Here is an 18978-nt window from a genome sequence, read left to right as displayed (position 1 = left end):
CGCGTCACAGCGCCAGCGCCAGGCCGTCTTTGCGATGGTCGGTCGCCCCGAACATCACGCCGCGGTCATGATCGACATAGATCGCCTGGCAACCACCGATCGGCTCGTCGACGATGGTTACGTCGTGGCCGCGCGCGGCCAGGTCGTCGATCGTCGCTTGCGTGACGGTCGGCTCGAGCTGCAGCTTGCCGTCGAAGGCAAAACTGCGCGGCAGGTCCGAAGCTGCCTGGATATCGAGAACGCGATCGATCACCGCCGACAGGATGTGGGCATGGCCGGTGGCCTGATATTGGCCGCCCATTACGCCGAGCGCCATGACCGGCCTGCCATCCTTGAGAGCAAGGCCCGGAATGATGGTGTGGAAGGGCCGCTTGCGCGGCGCGATGGCATTTGGATGTCCTTCGACCAGCCGGAAACCCGCGCCTCGGTTTTGCAGCAGAACGCCCGATTGTGGCGCATAGATGCCGCTGCCGAAGGCGAAGAACAGCGAATTGATGAAGGAGACGAGGTTGCCATCGCGGTCGGCGACGCAGACATAGGCAGTGTCGCGGTGCACAGGCATGTCGAAGGCCGCGGCTTCAGAGGCTCGTCGGAGGTCGATGCGCGCCGACAGGGTCGACACCGTCGCATCCGAGAGAAACGCATCGACGTCGACGGGCCTCGTCTCGGGATCGCAAACCAGCGCGTCGCGCTGCCGGTATGCCGCCTTCGTCGCCTCGGCCAGGAGATGGATGCGGTCGGCCTCCGACAGGCCGGCGGCGGCCAGGTCGTGGCGGTCGAGCAGCCGCAGGATCAGAAGCGCCGCGACGCCCTGTCCGGCCGGCGGGCATTCCAGCATCCGATGGTCGCGATAATCGGCGCCGATCGGCGTGCGATACTGCGCCTCGTAGCCTGCGAGATCCTCCTGCGTCATAAGCCCACCGCGGCTCTGCATCGCCCGGATGATGTCGTCGGCGACATCGCCTGTGTAGAACGCCTGGGCACCGCGTGCGCCTATGGCCCGCAGAGTCTTCGCCAGCGCGGGATGATCCAGGCGGGCTCCGATACCAGGCGCCTTGCCGCCCGGGAGGTAGGCCGCGACGCCGTCTGAATGGCGGGTGATGCGATTCCCGTAGCGCGCCCAGTCGAGCCCGGCGCGCGGGGTGACGACAAAGCCGTCCTCGGCCGCACGGATCGCCGGCGCCAGGACCGCATCGAGCGGAAGGCGGCCGTGGTCGGCGTTGAGCCGGCACCAGGCCGAGACCGCGCCCGGCACCGTCACCGCATGTACGCTGTCGTCGGCGATGGCGGTCATGCCGCGCTCCAGGAACCAGCCGAGTTCTGCGGCCGCCGGAGCCCGTCCCGACCCGTCGATGGCGATGGGCGTGCCGCCTGTGGGCGCATAGAGCGCAAAGCAATCGCCGCCGATCCCTGTCATGTGCGGGTCGACCACGCCTTGAAGAGCGATCGCCGCGATTGCCGCGTCGACCGCGTTGCCGCCAGCCTTGAGAATATCGACGGCCACCTGGGTCGCGAGCGGATGCGAAGTCGCAGCCAGGCCGCGGTCGCCGACCGCCAGCGAGCGGCCTTGCCGCATGAAGTCGCGATCGCCCCAGTTCGCCGTCAGCATGTCTCGGATATCTCCTCGATAAGGCTGCGATCCTGAAGCAGGCTCGCCGCTGCGACATCGCAGATCACGACTGCATTGGGATGCAGCCGCAGCGCCGAGGCCGGACAGTGCGGGCCGATGGCGCCTTCCAATGCCGCAGTCAGCGCCACGGCTTTGGCCTCGCCGGTCACCAGCATCAACAGTTCGCGGGCAGCCAGGATCGTGGCGATGCCGGCGGTGATCGCTTGGTAGGGCACGTTTGCGAGCGATCCGAAGGCCTGGGCCTGCGCCAGGCGCGTGTCCGGCGCCAGCGTCACGTCGCGAGTCACGCTGTCGAGTGCCGAGCCCGGCTCGTTGAAGCCGATATGGCCGTTGGCGCCGATGCCGAGAAGCTGGAGGTCGATGCCGCCGACAGCCGCAATGGCCGCCTCGTGCCGCGCCGCGGCACCAGCGCGGTCGGCCGCGATCCCGTCTGGTATCACGACCTGACCGTTGTCGAGCCGCAGCGGCATCATGAAGGCCCGGTCGAGATAGGCCGCGAAGCTGGCGCGATGGCCGGCGGCAAGACCGACATACTCGTCGAGCGCGATCCCGACGACGCCACGCCCAGCCAGCCGCGCATCTTTCAGCTGCTCGTGGAGCGCCTCGTAGAGAGGCAGCATCGTTGCGCCGGTCGCCAGGCCCAGCACCTGATGTCCGCGGAGCGCGGCCGCGACGTGGACGGCGGTCTGCTCGGCCGCGGCCAGAGCGTCCCTGCACAGGATCAGGCGGGGCTGGAAGACCGTCCTCATTCGGCGGCATCCCTTGCGACGGGAGGCAGGGCGAGCGCGGCGCTGTCGGTGCCGATGCCAAACAGCGCGCGATGGACGCCGTCGATGGCGCTGCCGATGGCGCCGATCAGCGTGGCGCGGCTGCCGAGCGCGCTGACCACGAGCGGGACCGGTTGAGGCATGCAGCGCGCCAGATAGCCGCCGATGCGCTCCGTGAGTTCGACGCGGGCCCCGATGCTGCCCCCCAGCACGATCCGCTGCGGATCGAGCACGGCATGGACTGCGAGCAGGGCGGTTGCGATCGTCCGCGCCGTCTCGTCGATCGCCAGGCTCGCGCGGGTATCCTCCGACAGGCTTTCGAAGATGGCTCGCACCGGCGTTCCCGAAGGACCACCAAGACCGGCATAGCGGTCGCTGATCGCGGCGCTGCCGATCGCGCTTTCCAGCGTTCCGAGCGTGTGACCGCGCGCATCGAACGCGTCGCCGCCGACAGGCAGATAGGCGATCTCGCCGGCGGCCCCGCGCGCGCCGCGGATCAGCTGCCCATCACAGAAGATGCCCATGCCGATTCCCGTTCCGATCGCGACGAAGACAAAGTTGCGCTCGCCTCGGCTGCTGCCACGCCAGTGCTCGCCCATCGCGGCGAGATTGACGTCGTTCTCGATGGCGACATCGATGCCGAGTGTCGCGGCCAACGCTGCGCGGACGTCGAAGCGGTCAAGCCCCGGGATGTTGGGTGCGATGGTGATCGCGCCGCTCGCCGGGTCGACGATGCCGGGACTGCCCATTACGGCGCCGCGCAGCCGCGTGCGCTCGATCCCGGCGGATGCGATCAGGTCGTCGGAGATCCTGCCGATCTGCGCCACGACCGCGCGGCCGCCGGCCCTGTCGGTCGGCTCGACGCGCTCGGCCACGATCGTGCCGCCGAGATCGGCGAGCGCGACGTCGAGCTTGGTGCCGCCGAGATCGATACCAAGCACGAAGGCGGCGTCCGGGCGCAGCGCATAGGTCACAGCGGTGCGTCCGATCGCGCCTTGCATCTGGCCGTCCTCGCGCACCCAGCCCTCACGTTCGAGTGTCCGCATCACCTCGGAGATCGTCTGCTTGGAGAGACCGGTCGACCGGCTGATCTCGGCTCGGGAGGTCGCGCCGTCCCGCAGGAGCCGCTCGATCACCAGCCTGGCCGAGCTTAGCCGAAGGGCTGGTTCCTGGGGCGCCACCACGGCGAGTTGGGTTGCCAGATCGGATGCGTCGAATGTCATGCGTCACCGAGTTAGTCTGTCTACCGAACTAATAACGTCTTTCGTTAGTCGTCAACAGCCCGATCGGAGTGGCGTTTGGTGATTCAGTCATAGCTAATGACTTTATTTCCGGCGCTTTCGTTCGCCTGCTTTACAAATGCCGCTATGCATGGTTGCCTTGCTGGAAGACGGTGCTGCGCACCGTCGAAGGAGGGGTCCAATGAAAACGGCAAGCCGGTTGATAATCGCTGTTTCAGCGCTGGCGATGACGGCGTTTTCGGCGCAGTCAGCGACGCTGAAGGTCGGGACCCAGGATGATCCCGACGCGCTCGATCCGGCGTCGAGCGGCACCTATGCCGGCCGCTTCGTCTTCGCATCGCTGTGCGATAAGCTCGTCGACATCTCGACCGATCTCAAGATCGTGCCGCAGCTTGCCGAAAGCTGGGAATGGGCCGCTGATGGCCGGTCGATCACGTTTTCCCTGCGTCATGGCGTGACCTTCCACGACGGTACGCCGTTCGACGCCGAGGCGGTCAAGTTCAACATCGAGCGCATGAAGACGCTGCCCGATTCCAAGCGCAAGGCTGAGCTCGCGCCAGTCGCCGGTGTCGAGGTTCTCGCCGCCGACAAGGTTCGCATGACGCTGTCGGAACCCTTCGTGCCGCTTTTGGCCAATCTCAGCGACCGGGCCGGCATGATGGTCTCGCCCAAGGCTGCTCGCGACAAGGGCACCGATTTCGGCGCCGCCCCGGTCTGCGCCGGGCCTTACTCCTTCGTCGAGCGCAAGTCGCGCGACCTGATCCGCGTCAAGAAATACCCCGGCTACTGGGATGCCGGGAAGATCGGCTATGACGAGATCGTCTACAATTATGTGCCCGATTCCACGGTCCGGCTGCAGCGGGTGAGGGCGGGCGATCTCGATATCGCCGAGCGCATCGCGCCGACCGACCTCAAAACCGTACGCGACGACGTCAACCTCGCTCTACATGCCGGGCAGGGCGTCGCTGTCTCGCATCTGATGTTCAACGTCGGCAATGGCGACAAGGCAAAGGGGCCGCTCGGACAAAACGAGACCCTGCGGCAGGCCTTCGAACTCGCGATCGACCGCAACGTCATCAACCGGGTCGCGTTCAACGGCGAGTTTCTTGCCGACAATCAGATGATCCCGCCCTCGAGCCCGTACTACAGCAAGCAACATCCGATCCCGGCCCGCAACGTCGCCAAGGCCAAGGAGCTGATCGCCAAGGCCGGGCTGACGCGCGTGCCGCTGGAACTGACCTATGAAAACGCATTGGCCGATGGGCGCGTCGCGCAGATCATCCAGTCCATGGCGGCGGAGGCAGGCTTCGATGTCAAGCTGCAGCCGTTGGAAACGGCTTCTGCGATCGAGCGCTACCTTAACGGCAATTTCGAAGCCTATATCGGCAACTGGAGCGGGCGCGCCGATCCGGACCCGACGCTCGTCTCGTTCTTCTCGACCACCGGGTCACAGAACGTCAACAAGTTCAGCAGCAAGGAGCTGGATACTCTCCTGATGCAGGCCCGCGCCGAGGCCGACGAAGGCAAGCGCAAGGCGCTCTACGATAAGGCGACCGGCATTTATCTTGGCGCGCTGTCGTCGATCCCGCTCTACCATCCCAACTGGTTCTTCGCCGCGCGCAAGACGGTCGCAGGGGTCATGATGTACCCCGATGGCCTGCTTCGCGTCACGGGCCTCAAGCCCGCCAACTGAACTGAACGCCGCCGGCAGCGATGCCGGCGGCCAGCTTCCGGCGTCCCATGACCTCGCTTCTCTTTAAACGCCTCGCCGTCGCGCTGCCGACGCTGCTGCTCGTCTCGATGCTCGTCTTCCTGCTGCAGAAGCTGCTTCCCGGCGATCCGGCGCTGGCGATGGCGGGCGAGGAGCGCAGCCCCGAGGTCATCGATTATCTGCGTGAGCACTACCGCCTCAACGATCCCGTGCCGGTCCAGTACCTGGCTTGGCTCGGCAACCTGCTGCACGGCGATTTCGGCAGTTCGATCCGCACTCGACTGCCGATTGGCACGATGCTGGCGGAAAAGCTGCCTGTCACGATCGAGCTCGCCTCTCTGGCGATGCTGGTGGCGCTGGCGATCGGCCTGCCGCTCGGCATCCTGGCGGCGCTCAAGCCGGGCTCCTGGCTCGACTACGGCGCCAGCATCTTCAGCCTGGCCGGCCTCTCCGTGCCGAATTTCTGGCTCGGCATCATGCTGATCCTGCTGTTTTCGGTCCAGCTCGGCTGGTTCCCGGCGGGCGGCTACATCCCCTTCCTGCAGGATCCGCTGGGCAATCTGAGGTCCATGGCGATGCCCGCACTGGTACTCGGCACTGGCACCGCCGCGATCATCATGCGCCATACCCGCAGCGCCATGGTCACCGCCCTGAACCAGGACTTCGTCCGCACGGCCCGCGCCAAGGGTGTCGAACGCCGCCGCATTGTGCTGCGCCACGCGCTGCCCAACGCGCTGATCCCGGTTGTCACGCTGGGCACACTGCAGTTCGGCGAATTGCTCGCCGGGGCGGTGCTGACCGAACAGGTGTTCTCGATCCCGGGCTTCGGCAAAATGATCGTCGACGGCGTCTTCAGCCGCGACTACGCGGTCGTTCAGGCCGTGGTGCTCTGCACCGCCGCGATTTTCCTGCTGATGAGCCTGCTGGCGGATCTGGCCTATGGCGTCTTGAACCCTAGGCTGCGCACGTGAGCGCGGCCACAAACATCGCAGCTCCGGAACGACGCCGTCCAAGCGGATTCCTGGCCCGCGCCCTGCGCGAGCCGGCTGCGGTCGCAGGCGGGTCGATCGTGCTCGGCTTCATCGCCATGGCGCTGCTGGCTCCCTGGATCGCACCCTATGCGCCTAACGCGTCGGACTGGATGGCGATCCGCCAGCCGCCCGACGCCCTGCACTGGTTCGGCACCGACGATCTAGGCCGCGACGTGCTCTCACGAATCCTTTTTGGCTCGCGCGCCTCCCTGGCGGCAGGACTTGTGGCCATCGTCGTGGCCGTCTGCATCGGCGTTCCGCTGGGACTGTTGGCCGGCTATGCCGGCGGCCTCGTCGACATGGCAATCTCGCGATTGGCTGACGCGTTTCTGGCCATGCCGTTCCTCGTGCTGGCGATTGCGCTGGCCGCCTTCCTCGGCCCGAGCTTGGAAAACGCGATGGTGGCGATCGGATTGTCGGCGACCCCGATTTTCGTTCGCTTGGCTCGTGGGCAGACGCTTGTGGTCTGCGCAGAGGACTACATCGCCGCGGCGCGATCACAGGGCATCGGCCCGGTCTCGATCATGGCGGCCCATGTCCTGCCCAACATCCTGCCTCCGATCGTCGTCCAGGCCTCGCTCACCATGGCGGTCGCGGTGCTGGCCGAGGCGAGCCTCGCTTTCCTGGGATTGGGACAGGTGCCACCGGACCCGTCCTGGGGGAGTATGCTCGATGTCGCCCGACAGTTTCTGAGCGAGGCACCCTGGATGGCAGTCTGGCCCGGCGCGGCCATTATCCTGCTCGTGATCGGTTTCAACCTGTTGGGAGACGGATGCAACGACGCACTTTCGCCTTCGCATCGTTGAACTCGTGCACGCGCGCCAGGGTCAGGGCATGCTCCGGATAGCTCCGCTTCGGACCCTGTCGAGCAATAGTGCATGCACGATCGCCTCCTGCCTGAGCCATTAGAACCGCTCAACCTTGTCCAGGGTCATCTGGTAGCGCGTCAGCTCGCGCCTCTTCCTGAGCTGGTGGCCCGCCAAGGCGAGCCGGAGATCGCCTAGCTAGCTCCTGGCGGCTGAGCAAAGCCTGTTTGATGCCCGCCGTTCGGCACGCGATGGCCAGAATTGAGATGATCCCGATTGCCCGAAGCAGTGTCAGCCGCTCGATGATGGCGGCCAACGTCTTGCGGCCGGGCTTGCCGGTGGCTGCCCGCACCCAGGCCAAATCGTTCAGGTTCGTGGCTCGGTTGGCATAACTGGAAGCTGGCGCTCTCAGGCTCCGCGCGGTTCTTGCTTGAGCTGGTCGCCACGGACCTTGCTCTGGAACTCGAATACCCAGCCGGGATATTCCGCGGGCAGCTTGCTGACCTCATCGAGTGCTTTCAGTTCGACGTCGGTCAGCGCCACCTTGGTCGCGGCGATGTTGTCATCGAGTTGCTCTGGCTTCTTGGCACCGATGATGACGCTGGTGACAGCCTTCTGGTGGAGAAGCCAGGCGAGTGCGATCTGGGCGATCGAGACGCCCTTGGCTTCCGCGATCGGCTTCATTGCGTCGATGACGTCGTAGCCGCGTTCCTCATCGACCGGCGGGAAATCGAAGGTGGCGCGGCGGTTGTCGCCTTCCTTGGCGCCGTCGCGGCCGTATTTGCCCGGCAGAAAACCGCCGGCCAGCGGACTCCACACCATCAGGCCGATGCTTTCGGACGCCATCATCGGCACCAGTTCACGCTCCAGATCGCGTCCGGCGATCGTATAATGTGCCTGAAGCGAAACGAAGCGGGCCAGGTTGAACTGGTTGGAAATACCGACCGCCTTGGCGATCTGCCACGCGGCCCAATTGGAGACGCCGATATAGCGGACTTTGCCCTGCTGAACGACCGTTTCGAGCGCCCGCAGCGTCTCCTCCATCGGCGTGATCTGGTCGAAGCCGTGGATCTGGTAAAGATCGATATGATCGACCTGAAGGCGCTTGAGGCTGCCCTCCAGAGCGTAGAGCATATGCGAGCGGGACGATCTCTCCAGGCCCTTGTCCAGCGAATCCCGGCCGTCGACCTCGGTTTCAAGCCTTCATTCGCCTCGTTGCGGTTGCCGGTTGTTGCTGGCTAAAGATCCGTGCTCTGGGGCAGGATCACGAGGTCGCGGATGGTGACGTTGCGTGGGCGGGTCAGCATGAAAAGCACGGCCTCCGCCACCTCCTCCGGCTCGATCAGGCCGCCGCGGGCGCGCTCCGCGTCGAGCTTCTCTTGCGGCCAGTCGGCGATCAGGGCGGTGACGACCGGGCCGGGCAGCACGGCACCGACGCGTAGGCCATGAGGGATGAGTTGCCGCCGCAGTGTGTGGACGAAAGCCTGAACCGCATGTTTCGAGGCGGTGTAGATCGGCTCCCACACCACCGGGACGACACCGGCAACCGAGCTGGTAACGAGGATGTCGCCGGTCTTGCGCGCGACCATGTGCGGCAGCACGGCGTGGATGCTGCGGAAAACCGCGTTGATGTTGAGGTTCAGCATCCGATCCCAGGCGTCAGGATCGCCCTCGGCCACTGGCCCGCCGACATAGGCGCCGGCATTGGCGTGAAAGATGTCGAGCCGGCCGGCGTTGTCGAGGATCGCAGGCAGCATGCCGGCGACGGAAGCCGGATCGGTCAGGTCGACGATGAGCGGGACGGCACTAGAGCCAAGCGGCTCGCAAGCTCGCCTGAGCGCTTCGCCATCGCGATCGATGAGGACGACGCGCACTCCGGCGGCGATCAGCCGCTTTGCGCACGCAAAACCAATTCCCGAGGCAGCGCCGGTGATCGCGGCGGTTTGTCCGGTCAGGTCCTGGGTCACGTCGTCGTCTCCGGTCCGGCTTGATTCCGCGTGGGGCTCATCAACTGGCGCGCCGTGCGTGCCGCCGTTTGCATCGCTTCAAATGCCGCGAGGCGTCGTGCATGGAGTTCGGCGATCTCGCCACCGGCCGGGTCGAACACTGTCGCGCCCGGCGCCATGCCCGTCGTGGCATCGCCAACGCTGGGGAAAACCTTCGCTGCCGCCGCGGCAAGCATGGCCGAGCCGAGCAGGACGGGATCGACCTCGTCAGGCACCAGCAGCGGTAGCCCGGAGCAATCGGCCAGCAGTTGCCGGATCAGCGGATGACGACCGGCACCGCCGCTGAGCACGATCGCCTCGATCGTGGCGCCCTTTGCTCGGCTGGCCTCGATGATTTGGCGGAGGCCGTACCCGATCCCTGTCAGGCCGGCGATATAGAACCCGACAAGGTGGTCGAGGTCGCGTTCCATGGCCAGCCCGGCGATGACGGCGCGTGCTTGCGGGTCGGCATGAGGCGAGCGATTGCCCAGAAAGTCGGGCACGACCACCAGGTCGCCGGCGAGATGCGCCGCTTCCGATGGCGAGGCCACGCGCTGCATCGCCTGTGTGGCGAGCCAATCGGGCAACAAGAGGCCTTCGGCCGCGGCGAGGACTTGCGCCTCGGGCATGGCTGGATGGAAGCTGATCAGCTGCTCGATTGCGGCGCCGGCGCCGGATTGCCCGCCCTCGCTGAGCCACAGGCCGGGCACCATCGCTCCGAAATAGGGGCCCCAGACCCCGGGGATGAAGATGGGTTCCTGGCTGCTTGCCAGAGTGCAGGCCGAGGTGCCGAAGACATAGGCCATCCGGGTCAACGCCGTACCATAGGGGGAACGCACGCCGACCGAGCCGAGGCCCCCGGCATGCGCGTCGATCAAACCGGCGGCGACAGCGGTGCCGGGCCTGAGCCCGAGTTCGGCGGCAGCTTGTTCGGTCAGCCCTTGCCCAAGCGCGGTGCCGCCCGGAACAATCTCGGTGCCGATCCTGGCGAAGCCGTCATCGGCGAGATCGCCTAGGCCGATTGCTCGGAAATAGCTCGGGTCCCAGCGCCCTTCATGCGCGAGATAGGTCCATTTGCAGGTCACGGTACAGGTCGAGCGGGCGAGCGAACCTGTAGCGCGCCAGCTCAGGAAATCGGCGAGGTCGAAGAACTGCCACACTGCGTCATAGGTCTCGACGAAGTTCTCGCGCAGCCAGAGAAGCTTCGGCGTCTGCATCTCGGGCGAGATCGCGCCGCCGACATAGCCGAGCACGGGATGCCGGGTGGCGTTGATGCGCTCGGCCTGTCCGATGGCACGATGGTCCATCCAGACGATGATGTTGCGGGAGGCATCGCCATGTGGGCCAACCGGCAGCGGCGCGCCGCTTTTATCCAGCACGACGAGCGAGCAAGTCGCGTCGAAGCCGATCCCGGCGATCTCCTCCGGCAGCAGTCTCGTTTGCGCCAGCGTCTCGCGCACGCTGGCGCAAACGGCGGACCAGATGTCCGCACTCGACTGCTCGACAATGTCCGGGCCGTCGCGATACAGCGCGATGTCACGCTTCGCTGTCGCGACCATGCGGCCGCGTCGATCGAAGATGCCGGCGCGAGCGCTGCTCGTGCCGACATCGATCCCGATGACATGCCCGGCCATCGTTAGGCGGCGGCGCGGGCTGGCGTGCCGGCGCGCGTGCCGTCGGGATTGCGCAGATAGACGCCGTGCTCGAGCTGCTGGCGGCGCAATTCCTCGACGTCGATATCGGCAGGCGGGCGGTTGCCGCGCACCGAGATCTTGGCGGCGCGCCCCGCCGCTTCGCCCATCGCCATGCAGGTCGCCATGACCCGGATCGCGCCCATTGCCTCATGCGTCGCCGAGATACTGCGCCCCGCGACCAGCAGGTTGCCGATCTTCTGCGGCACAAGCGAGCGGTAGGGAATGTCGTAGCAGTCGCCGCACCAGATCAACGTGCAGCCGTCGTCGGATGGGCGGTGGATGTCGATCGGATAGCTCGCGACCGCGATCGCGTCGTCGAAATGGGTGCAGGCGAGCACATCCTCCTGCGTCATCACATATTTCCCGCGGATGCGGCGCGTTTCCCGGATGCCGAGGAAGGGCGCGGTCTTAGTGAAGTAGGCCTTTTCGAAGCCCGGGACATAGTTGATCAAGTAAGTGACGATATCGTCGATCTGGGCGCGGCCCTCGATCTCGCCCTTGGTCAGGCTGCGGGCGTCGGTGCCATCCGTGCCCTTGACGCGGGTCATGTTGATCCAGACCTCACCCTTCTTCAGGCCGGTGATGATGATCGTCCGTTCGTTGGGGATTTCCAGCCCACGCTCGGCCTTGGCCTTGGCAATCAGCTCGCGCATGCCGACGACGATAAACTGCCGGTTCTGGCCGAAATACTCAGCCGGAATGAAGTCGGTCAGATAGGTGCGGGCTTCCGGCGGGGCGTTGGCGATCGAGAGCCGCAGCGCGTCGGTGTCGACTCCGGCGAGGCAGAACATCAGAGTCGGCGGCTGCATACCGCCGTTCTCGTTGCCCTTCTCCGTCGGGACGCCGGCGCTATAGGCGACATCCGCATCGCCACTGCAATCGATCACGACCTTGGCGAGGATCGCGCTGCGACCGCTTTTGCTCTCGGTGATGACGCCGCGGATCACGTCATTCTCGACCAGCGCGCCGGCAAAGAAGGTGTAGAACAGAACATCGACGCCGGCCTCGGTCAGCATCTCAAGTGCGACCGTCTTGACCGCTTCGGGCTCGACCAGCGTGATACCCATATGCAGCGGGCAGGGCCGATGCTCGCTGGCGCCGTCGCGCTCGCGGCGCAGCCGCTCGATGAACTTCTCGGGCAGACCGTCGATGATCTGGTTGCCCTTCTGGCCGAGGAAGCCGAGTACCGGCAGGCCGATCGTCATATTGCCGCCGACGAAGCTGCGGCTCTCGATCAGCCCGACGCGCAGGCCATCCTCGGCTGCGGCGAGCGCGGCGGTGAGGCCAGACGGGCCACCGCCGACGACGAGCACGTCGTAATCGGCGGAAACCGGGATGGAGCGCGCCGGCTCCTCGATGTTGCGAACCCCGATCATGGACATGAGGCAGTTCCTTTTGGGTCGGATCAGATGATGGTGCGGCCGGCGCTATGACACCGGCCATGAGGGTGTTCGGTCAGGCCGGCATCATCGGCTTGACACGTTCGATGATGGCCGAGACGGCGTCCTTGACCGGCTTGCGGCCGAGCACGGCGAGCTGGACCTCCTCGAGGAAGGTCGCCTGGGCGCGGGCGGCCTCGGGAAATGGCGGGAAGGCGCCGCGCGCCGTCGCAAGGACCTTGGCCTCGACGGCGGCGAGCGCATTCTTGGCCTTCAGCCCTTCATCCGCATAAGTCGAGACGCGGACGGGGCCGTTGCCGTTGATCGCCATGCCGAGCGTCACGCGCTTGCTGGAGACTTCCTTGATGAAACTCCAGGCTAGCGCCTTGTCCTTGGCGTTCTTCGGGATCGACATCGCCCAGGCCTCGACCACGGATGCCATCGGCGCCTTGCCCTTGATCGTCGCGGAGCCGGGAAATTCGACGGCCTTGATCTTGCCTGGATATTTGCTCTGCTCGGCATTGTTGAGCTGAGCGCCGCGCGCGAAAGGCAGAACAGTGAAGGCGGCGCGCCCTTGCTGCAGCCATGTCACCTGATCATCGTTCTTGGTGGTCGCGTAGCTGCGCGGAAGATGGCCCGCCTCGAACAAGGCACGCAGCGCCGACAGCCCTTGCTCCATCGCCTCCCGGTTCGGCACGAGCTTCAAATCCGGGCCGATGAAATCGCCGCCATAGGCGCGGGCGAACATCACCGGGAAGACGGCGAGGTCGCTTGCCAGCACAATGCCGGTCACGGGCGTGCCGGCCTTGGAGGTGAACGTCGTTTTTTTCGCCTGATCCAGCAGCTCTTCAAGCGTGGTCGGCGGCGCGGAAATTCCGGCCTCCTCCAAGAGGGCCTCGTTGTAGAACAGCCCTTGCGTGGCGTGGCGCACCGGGATGCCGATCAGCTTGCCGTCGACCGTCATGCCTTGCACCAGGCCCGGCGCGATATCGGCGAAATCCTCGATCGCATCCTGTTTCTGGTAAGCGTCGAGCGGCTCGAACAGCGCCGCGATCTGCGAGGTCGGGCGGTTGTCGATGAGATAGCCGACGCCGTACTCGGTCTCCTTCAGGCTCGCCTCGCGGAAAAGCCGATCTTGCAGCGGATTTGAATCGAAGGTCGTGAAAGCGATTTCGGCATCATTGGCCTTGCGCCAGGCGGCGAGCAGATCGCCCTCGCCGCTGCCGAGCACGGTCTGATGGACCTTATGGCTGAGCACATTCAGCGTCTTGCCGGCAGCGAGCGCCGGTCGGGTGGCGAGCGTGGCGCAGGCTGCGACGGATCCGGCGACGAAGGCACGACGATTGAGATTGGTTTCTCGATTTTTCGACATTTCTTTCCTCCCTTTTTTGGTTGGCTATCCTTTCGTCGATCCGGCGGTGAGGCCGGCGACGAGGTAGCGGTTCATGAACATGACGAAGACGAGGACGGGCACGAGCTGCACCGTCGCGGCAGCAAACAGGATCCCCCAGTCGACGCCGTCGATGGAGCCGATCATCTCGGAGATCACGAGCGGCGCGGTCTTGGCCTTCGTCGCGGTGAAGATGAAGGCGAAGAGGAACTCGTTCCATGAGAAGACGACCACGAAGACGGCCACCGCAAGCACACCGGGCATCGCCAGCGGCATCATGACCTTACGCAGGATGGTCAGGCGGCTGGCGCCGTCCATCGAGGCGGCCTCGTCCAGTTCTCGCGGGATCTGGTCCATGAACGTGCGCATCAGCACGGTGCCGAGCGAGACGAAGAAGGTCGCATAGAGCAAGATCAGCACGAGATGCGTATCGCTGAGACCGAGCCAATTCACGATCGGGAACAGCGGCAGCGTCACCACGATCGGCGGGATCAGCCGGACGATGATGAGACCACCCATGCTGGCATTGAGCCAGCGTCCCGAATGTCGCGAGTAGACATATCCGGCACAGGCGCTGGCAACGATGGCGAGCAGCGTTGCGCCGATGGTGATCAGCAGGCTGTTGAGCAGGCCCTCGAAGAAGACGCCCCAGGACCGCCAGAGCTCGGTGTAATGCTTCACCGTCGGTGTGAAGAGCCATTTCGGCGGCACTGCGAAGATGTCCGGCCCTGGCTTCAGCGACGACATCGCGATGAATAGGATTGGGAATAGCGACCAGATCAGGATCGCGGCGACGGCAATCGCCTTGCCGGCGCCGAAGAGGAAACGTTCAGTGCGCATGGGCCGCCCCCGTGCGCCGCAGCATGAGGACGTACAGCCCGGCCAGCACCAGCGAAGCGATGACCATGATCCAGGCTGTGGCGGCGGCAGAGCCGAAGGCGTTGAAGCTGAAGGCCTCCTGATAGAGGTAAATCGCCACGACCTCCGTCGAGCGCGCCGGTCCGCCCTTGGTCAAAAGCCAGGCTTCCGAGAACAGGCGAAACGCGAAGATGTATCGAAAGAGCAGGGCGATCAGCATTGCCGGCGTGAGGATCGGCAACGTCACGCGGCGGAAAGCCTGCCAGCGGGTTGCGCCGTCGATCCGCGCGGCTTCGTAGAGCTCTGCGGGAATGGCAAGGCGGGCCGCATAGATGATGACGAAGGTGAAAGGCAGGTGCAGCCAGATCGTCAACAGGCCGATCAGGACCATCGCATGCGACGGCTCGAACGACCAGTCGAGCGTCGGCAGATGGAGCGCCATAAGTGCCAATGTCATCGGCCCAGCATCGGGATCGAACAAAAAGCGCCAGATGACCACTGCCGTGACCTCACTGACGGCATAGGGCGCGAGCACCGCGACGAGCAGGAACCGCCGGAACGGCAGACCACTGGCAAACAGCAGAGCCATGCCGAGGCCGACCGCCAGCTCCAGATGCACCGCGACGATGACAATCACGACCGTATTCCAGAGCGCGCTGTGGAACGCCGGATCGGTGAGGACGCGCCAATAGTTTTGCAATCCAACGAAGCTTGGCGCCTGGCCGAAGCTCGATATGTTCAGGCTCAGCCAGACAACATAGAGCGACGGCAGCACGATCACGCTCAGGATGAGCAGATGCACTGGGGCCAACAATGGCAGCAATCGTGCCGATGGTAGACGCACTTTTTCCTCCGGGACTTCTTTTCACTCCGGGCTCTCGTGACCCGGTAGCTGTGACGCTTGCGCGTCCGTCGTTGTCTTCGTCAGTGTACCGCTTTGGGTGAGCTCGAGGTCCTTTCCGGATCCGGAAGCGGACCGGCATCACGGCCGCTGCCGTGCTCTGCTGCCACTGCGAGGTCGCGTACAGAATCGCGGACCTGCAGGCTGGCCTGCAGCACCGAGTGGCTGGGCGGGCTTGCGTCTCCGGCCATACGAGCCCGCAGCCGGCTCCAGGCTGCTTCCGCGATATCGGCGAGAGGCTGGCGGATCGCGGTTAGGCCGGTCTTACGGGCGCTCATCCAGGGATAATCGTCGAAGCCGACGACGGAGACGGCGTCAGGAATGTCCATCCGCATCCGGGCGAACGCCGAGAGCGTGCTCAGCGTCGTCACGTTGGTCAGCGCGATGACAGCGCTCGGTTGATTGTGCCTTTCGAGCCAATGCAGGAAAGCCGCGGCGCCGCGATCGGCGTTGGAGCCGAGTTCGATCACGGTCGGCTCGCGGTTGAGCGTGCTATGAATTAGCTCGCAGGCACCCCGAATGCGCTCGCGGATCGGCGAAATGGCAGGGCTGGAGGCTGCAACGAGGATATCGCGATGACCCTTGCCGAGAAGATGCCTCGCGGCGATCTCTCCGGCTTCGTGATTGTCGATCGCCACAGTGTCGACGACCGAACCCTCCGGCGATACGCGATCGGCGAAGACGATCGGCAGCCGGCCGATTTCGCCGCGAAGCACTTCAGGGACGGCATCGGAGCAGGGCACGACAATCAGCCCCGACGGGCGCCAGGCCAGCAGGGCGCGCAGCCGCGACTGCTCCTGCCCCAGATCGTCCCGGGAGCTGGCAATGAGGATATCGTAGCCGTCCTTCTGGGCGAGCACTTCGAGCTGCGAGATCAGCGAGGTGAAGAAGACGTCGTCCAGATCGGGAACGAGGACGCCGACTACGCGGGCCTGGCCTGAGCGCAGTTGCGAGGCGGCGCGATCGACCTGGTAGGAAAGCACGTTGGCAGCCTGTAGAACGCGCTCGCGCAAATCGGCATTCACCGGCTTGTTGCCACTGAAAACATTCGAGACGGTCGCGATCGAAACCCCCGCACGGGCTGCAACGTCCCGAATTGTCGCGCGTCCATTTTTCATCGGAAGCCTTGTCCGCGATCTCGTAGAAAAACGTTTAACAGATACGACATAGCCATACAACCCGCGTGTTAACGGACGAAGCGGAAGCGCATGGGCGGGGAAAAGCACTCCGCCTTCTCAAGAGCCCGCCAGTGCTTTTCGTCGGGAATTTCACTTTTGCGGCACGCACTTTGCATCGCCGTCAGGTGAATAAGGCAAGGCGGGCGCGGCTCTTGAGAATGCAAAACGCAGAAGTCGCAGGCCGATTTTCTGAGCCTCCTCCAATCTCTCGGGCCCTGTCCGCCAGTCTGCAGCACCTGTTTTCGACTGAGGCTGTTCGATGACCGCCGCCGCCGCTGTCGGGCAGCCGCTTACGCTTGACGGTGTCACCCACAGCTATGGCGGCGCCTTCGCCGTGGACAATGTCACGCTGGAGGTCAGGCCGGGCGAATTGGTCGCGCTGCTTGGTCCCTCGGGCTGCGGTAAGACAACCCTGCTGCGGATCATCGCCGGCTTCGTCGAACAGAGTAACGGAAAGGTCGTCATCGGCGACAAGGCGGTCGATCGCTTGCCACCGAGCCGTCGCGAGATCGGCATTGTCTTCCAGAACTATGCGCTGTTCCCGCATCTGACGGTTGCGCAGAACGTCGCCTACGGGCTCGCGGCGCGTGGCGAAAGCCGAGAGGAGCAGGCTGCGCGCGTCGCCGAGATGCTGGCGATCGTCCAGCTCGAGGCGATGGCGGAGCGAAAACCGGGCCAGCTTTCCGGAGGCCAGCAGCAGCGCGTCGCTTTGGCGCGCGCGCTCGCCATTCGGCCGCGAATCCTGTTGCTGGACGAGCCTTTTGCCGCGCTCGACAAGAATCTGCGCTTCGACATGCAGATCGAGATCAAGCGCTTGCAGCGTCAGTTCGCGCTCACGGCGATCATGGTCACGCATGACCAGGACGAGGCCATGGCGATCGCTGACCGGATTGCCGTGATGAACCAGGGGCGCATCGAGCAGGTGGGCACACCGACCCAGATCTATGACGAACCTGCCAATCTTTTCGTCAACGGGTTCATCGGCTCGAGCAATCTGATCGACGGCGTCGTCGAAAGGGTCGGTGAGGGGGCATATCAGGTCAAACTTGCCACCGGAGCGATCTGGAGCGTGGCCTCGCCTCTTAGATTGGCCGCTGGGACCCCCGTTATCGTCTCCGTTCGCCCTGAGCAGATGAAGCTGAGCGAGGTGCCAGCGGACGACGCTTTCGCCGTCACGCCCAAATTCAGCCTGCCCATCGGCGGCGAGCTGATCCACGACGTGTCCGCGCCGGGCCGGCTCTCGCTCAAGATCGCCGCTTCGCGCCGACCCGGCGAAGCCATCCGCCTGCCGGATGCCGCCTTCTGCGGTCTCGCCCCGCATGCGCGACCAGCCCTGTTTCCGAAGACCCGAGCCTAGAACCCAAGGGAAGCAAGAGATGACCATGATCAATCGTCGCGATCTGCTGGCTGGCCTCGGCACGGTTGCAGCCCTGACGGGTGTCGGATTTCCTGCGCGCGCCGCCGGCAGCCTCACGGCTGCGATCTATCCCGGCACCTGGGAGGAAGCTTACCGCAACGTCGTCACTCCGGCGCTGAAGAAGACCTACGGCGTCGATGTCGCCTTCGACTCGCTTTTTGCGGTCGATCAGGTCGCCAAGGTTCGCGCTGCCCGTGGCCTGCCGCCTTTCGACTGCTTCGTGCTCGACCCGGGCCCTGCGGCGGCGGCGATGCAGGCCGGGCTGTTCGAGCCGATCGACGCCACGAAGCTCCCCAATGCGGCCAAACTCCCCAAGGGGCTCGTCAGCTCGCATGCGGTCACCTGCAACGCGCAGGTCGTCGGCATCGCCTACAATCCTAAGAAATTCGCGACGCCACCGAAGACATGGGCAGACCTGTTCAAGTCGCCCTATGTCGAGCGGCTCGGCCTGACCGGGTTCCAGACCACCTTCGGCACGGTTTCATTGATCGAGATCGCCAAGGCGTTCGGCGGCGGCATCGACAATATGGAGCCAGCCTTCAAGGCGCTGAAGGACGCCGTGCCAAAGGTTGCGGCCATCGCGGCGCCGGCCGCCCTGCCGGGCCTGTTTCAGCAAGGGCAGGTCGATGTGATGTACGGCAACACCAACACGGTCTCGATCCTGAAGGGCAGGGGCGTCGATATCGCCTATATCGCGCCGGAATCGGGCTCGATCACCTTTCAGACGACGCTGCACATCGTGAAGGGCGCGGAGAACGTCGACGCCGCCTACAAATACATCGACACAGCGATCTCGGCCCCGATCCAGGACGCCTTGCAGAAGGCGCCCTACAACATGGTGCCGATCAACGTGGATACGCCGCTGGATCCCGCGCTCGACATCAAGTCGCTGGACGAACTCTCGAAGATGGTCACGCACGACTGGACCAAGATCAATCCGCAGCGGGCGGCCTGGATCGAGCGCTTCAATAAGGAAATCACGAAGTAGGC

Annotated in this window: 15 protein-coding genes and 1 pseudogene; 5 read left to right on the top strand and 11 right to left on the bottom strand. The window is 65.0% G+C overall.

Annotated features, from left to right (window positions below; translation table 11 throughout):
• Nucleotides 1-4 precede the first annotated feature (4 nt).
• The 3 genes from ggt to AC1DR6_RS19055 are packed head-to-tail and all read right to left on the bottom strand — an operon-like array spanning nucleotide 5 to nucleotide 3620.
• Nucleotides 5-1609, bottom strand: a complete 1605-nt coding sequence (ggt, locus tag AC1DR6_RS19065) for a gamma-glutamyltransferase (protein ID WP_476830843.1) — start codon at nucleotides 1607-1609, stop codon at nucleotides 5-7.
• Complete coding sequence (locus AC1DR6_RS19060; RefSeq protein ID WP_476830842.1) at nucleotides 1603-2379, bottom strand: glucosamine-6-phosphate deaminase; 777 nt, start codon at nucleotides 2377-2379, stop codon at nucleotides 1603-1605. Before AC1DR6_RS19060 ends, ggt begins: the two co-directional genes overlap by 7 nt.
• Nucleotides 2376-3620, bottom strand: a complete 1245-nt coding sequence (locus AC1DR6_RS19055) for an ROK family transcriptional regulator (protein ID WP_476830841.1) — start codon at nucleotides 3618-3620, stop codon at nucleotides 2376-2378. The genes AC1DR6_RS19060 and AC1DR6_RS19055 overlap by 4 nt, the downstream gene beginning before the upstream one ends.
• 199 nt (nucleotides 3621-3819) lie before the next feature.
• Here AC1DR6_RS19055 and AC1DR6_RS19050 point away from each other — a divergent pair, with 199 nt between their 5' ends.
• From AC1DR6_RS19050 to AC1DR6_RS19040, 3 genes are read left to right on the top strand one after another with little or no spacing between them, the layout of a single operon-like run.
• Nucleotides 3820-5331, top strand: coding sequence for an ABC transporter substrate-binding protein (locus tag AC1DR6_RS19050; RefSeq protein WP_476830840.1), 1512 nt, complete (start codon nucleotides 3820-3822; stop codon nucleotides 5329-5331).
• Nucleotides 5332-5378: 47 nt separating this feature from the next.
• Nucleotides 5379-6320, top strand: coding sequence for an ABC transporter permease (locus AC1DR6_RS19045; RefSeq protein ID WP_476830839.1), 942 nt, complete (start codon nucleotides 5379-5381; stop codon nucleotides 6318-6320).
• Complete coding sequence (locus tag AC1DR6_RS19040) at nucleotides 6317-7186, top strand: ABC transporter permease (protein ID WP_476830838.1); 870 nt, start codon at nucleotides 6317-6319, stop codon at nucleotides 7184-7186. Before AC1DR6_RS19045 ends, AC1DR6_RS19040 begins: the two co-directional genes overlap by 4 nt.
• A gap of 408 nt (nucleotides 7187-7594) precedes the next feature.
• Here AC1DR6_RS19040 and AC1DR6_RS19035 read toward each other — a convergent pair.
• The 8 genes and pseudogenes from AC1DR6_RS19035 to AC1DR6_RS19000 form a co-directional block, all read right to left on the bottom strand.
• Nucleotides 7595-8335: pseudogene (locus AC1DR6_RS19035) on the bottom strand (aldo/keto reductase); the annotation flags it as partial.
• A gap of 89 nt (nucleotides 8336-8424) precedes the next feature.
• Entirely contained in the window at nucleotides 8425-9153 is a 729-nt protein-coding gene (locus AC1DR6_RS19030) for an SDR family oxidoreductase (protein WP_476830837.1), read from the bottom strand.
• Nucleotides 9150-10805: an FGGY-family carbohydrate kinase gene (locus AC1DR6_RS19025; protein ID WP_476830836.1), complete on the bottom strand. Its 1656-nt coding sequence runs from the start codon at nucleotides 10803-10805 to the stop codon at nucleotides 9150-9152. Before AC1DR6_RS19025 ends, AC1DR6_RS19030 begins: the two co-directional genes overlap by 4 nt.
• A 2-nt stretch (nucleotides 10806-10807) precedes the next feature.
• Nucleotides 10808-12247 (bottom strand): FAD-dependent oxidoreductase, encoded by a 1440-nt coding sequence (locus tag AC1DR6_RS19020; protein ID WP_476830835.1) that lies wholly within the window; start codon nucleotides 12245-12247, stop codon nucleotides 10808-10810.
• A 73-nt stretch (nucleotides 12248-12320) separates the two neighbouring features.
• Nucleotides 12321-13616: an ABC transporter substrate-binding protein gene (locus AC1DR6_RS19015; protein ID WP_476830834.1), complete on the bottom strand. Its 1296-nt coding sequence runs from the start codon at nucleotides 13614-13616 to the stop codon at nucleotides 12321-12323.
• Between the two features lie 24 nt (nucleotides 13617-13640).
• Nucleotides 13641-14474, bottom strand: coding sequence for a carbohydrate ABC transporter permease (locus tag AC1DR6_RS19010; protein ID WP_476830833.1), 834 nt, complete (start codon nucleotides 14472-14474; stop codon nucleotides 13641-13643).
• The gene (locus AC1DR6_RS19005) at nucleotides 14464-15294 is read right to left on the bottom strand and encodes a carbohydrate ABC transporter permease (RefSeq protein ID WP_476830926.1); all 831 of its coding nucleotides are present in this window, start codon (nucleotides 15292-15294) and stop codon (nucleotides 14464-14466) included. The genes AC1DR6_RS19010 and AC1DR6_RS19005 overlap by 11 nt, the downstream gene beginning before the upstream one ends.
• 122 nt (nucleotides 15295-15416) lie before the next feature.
• Nucleotides 15417-16511: a LacI family DNA-binding transcriptional regulator gene (locus AC1DR6_RS19000; protein WP_476830832.1), complete on the bottom strand. Its 1095-nt coding sequence runs from the start codon at nucleotides 16509-16511 to the stop codon at nucleotides 15417-15419.
• Nucleotides 16512-16830: 319 nt separating this feature from the next.
• On the opposite strand from AC1DR6_RS19000, the gene AC1DR6_RS18995 reads away from it, so the two are divergent.
• Both AC1DR6_RS18995 and AC1DR6_RS18990 read left to right on the top strand, forming a co-directional pair.
• Nucleotides 16831-17928 carry an ABC transporter ATP-binding protein gene (locus tag AC1DR6_RS18995; RefSeq protein WP_476830831.1) on the top strand — a complete coding sequence of 366 codons (1098 nt, stop codon included), beginning with the start codon at nucleotides 16831-16833 and terminating at the stop codon, nucleotides 17926-17928.
• A 19-nt stretch (nucleotides 17929-17947) separates the two neighbouring features.
• Nucleotides 17948-18976 (top strand): extracellular solute-binding protein, encoded by a 1029-nt coding sequence (locus AC1DR6_RS18990; RefSeq protein WP_476830830.1) that lies wholly within the window; start codon nucleotides 17948-17950, stop codon nucleotides 18974-18976.
• Nucleotides 18977-18978 lie beyond the last annotated feature (2 nt).

It is taken from the genome of Allobosea sp. P5_A5 (assembly GCF_056400625.1).
The sequence above is the reverse complement of the archived record's forward strand: the minus strand, read 5'-3'. Positions and strand labels throughout refer to the sequence as shown.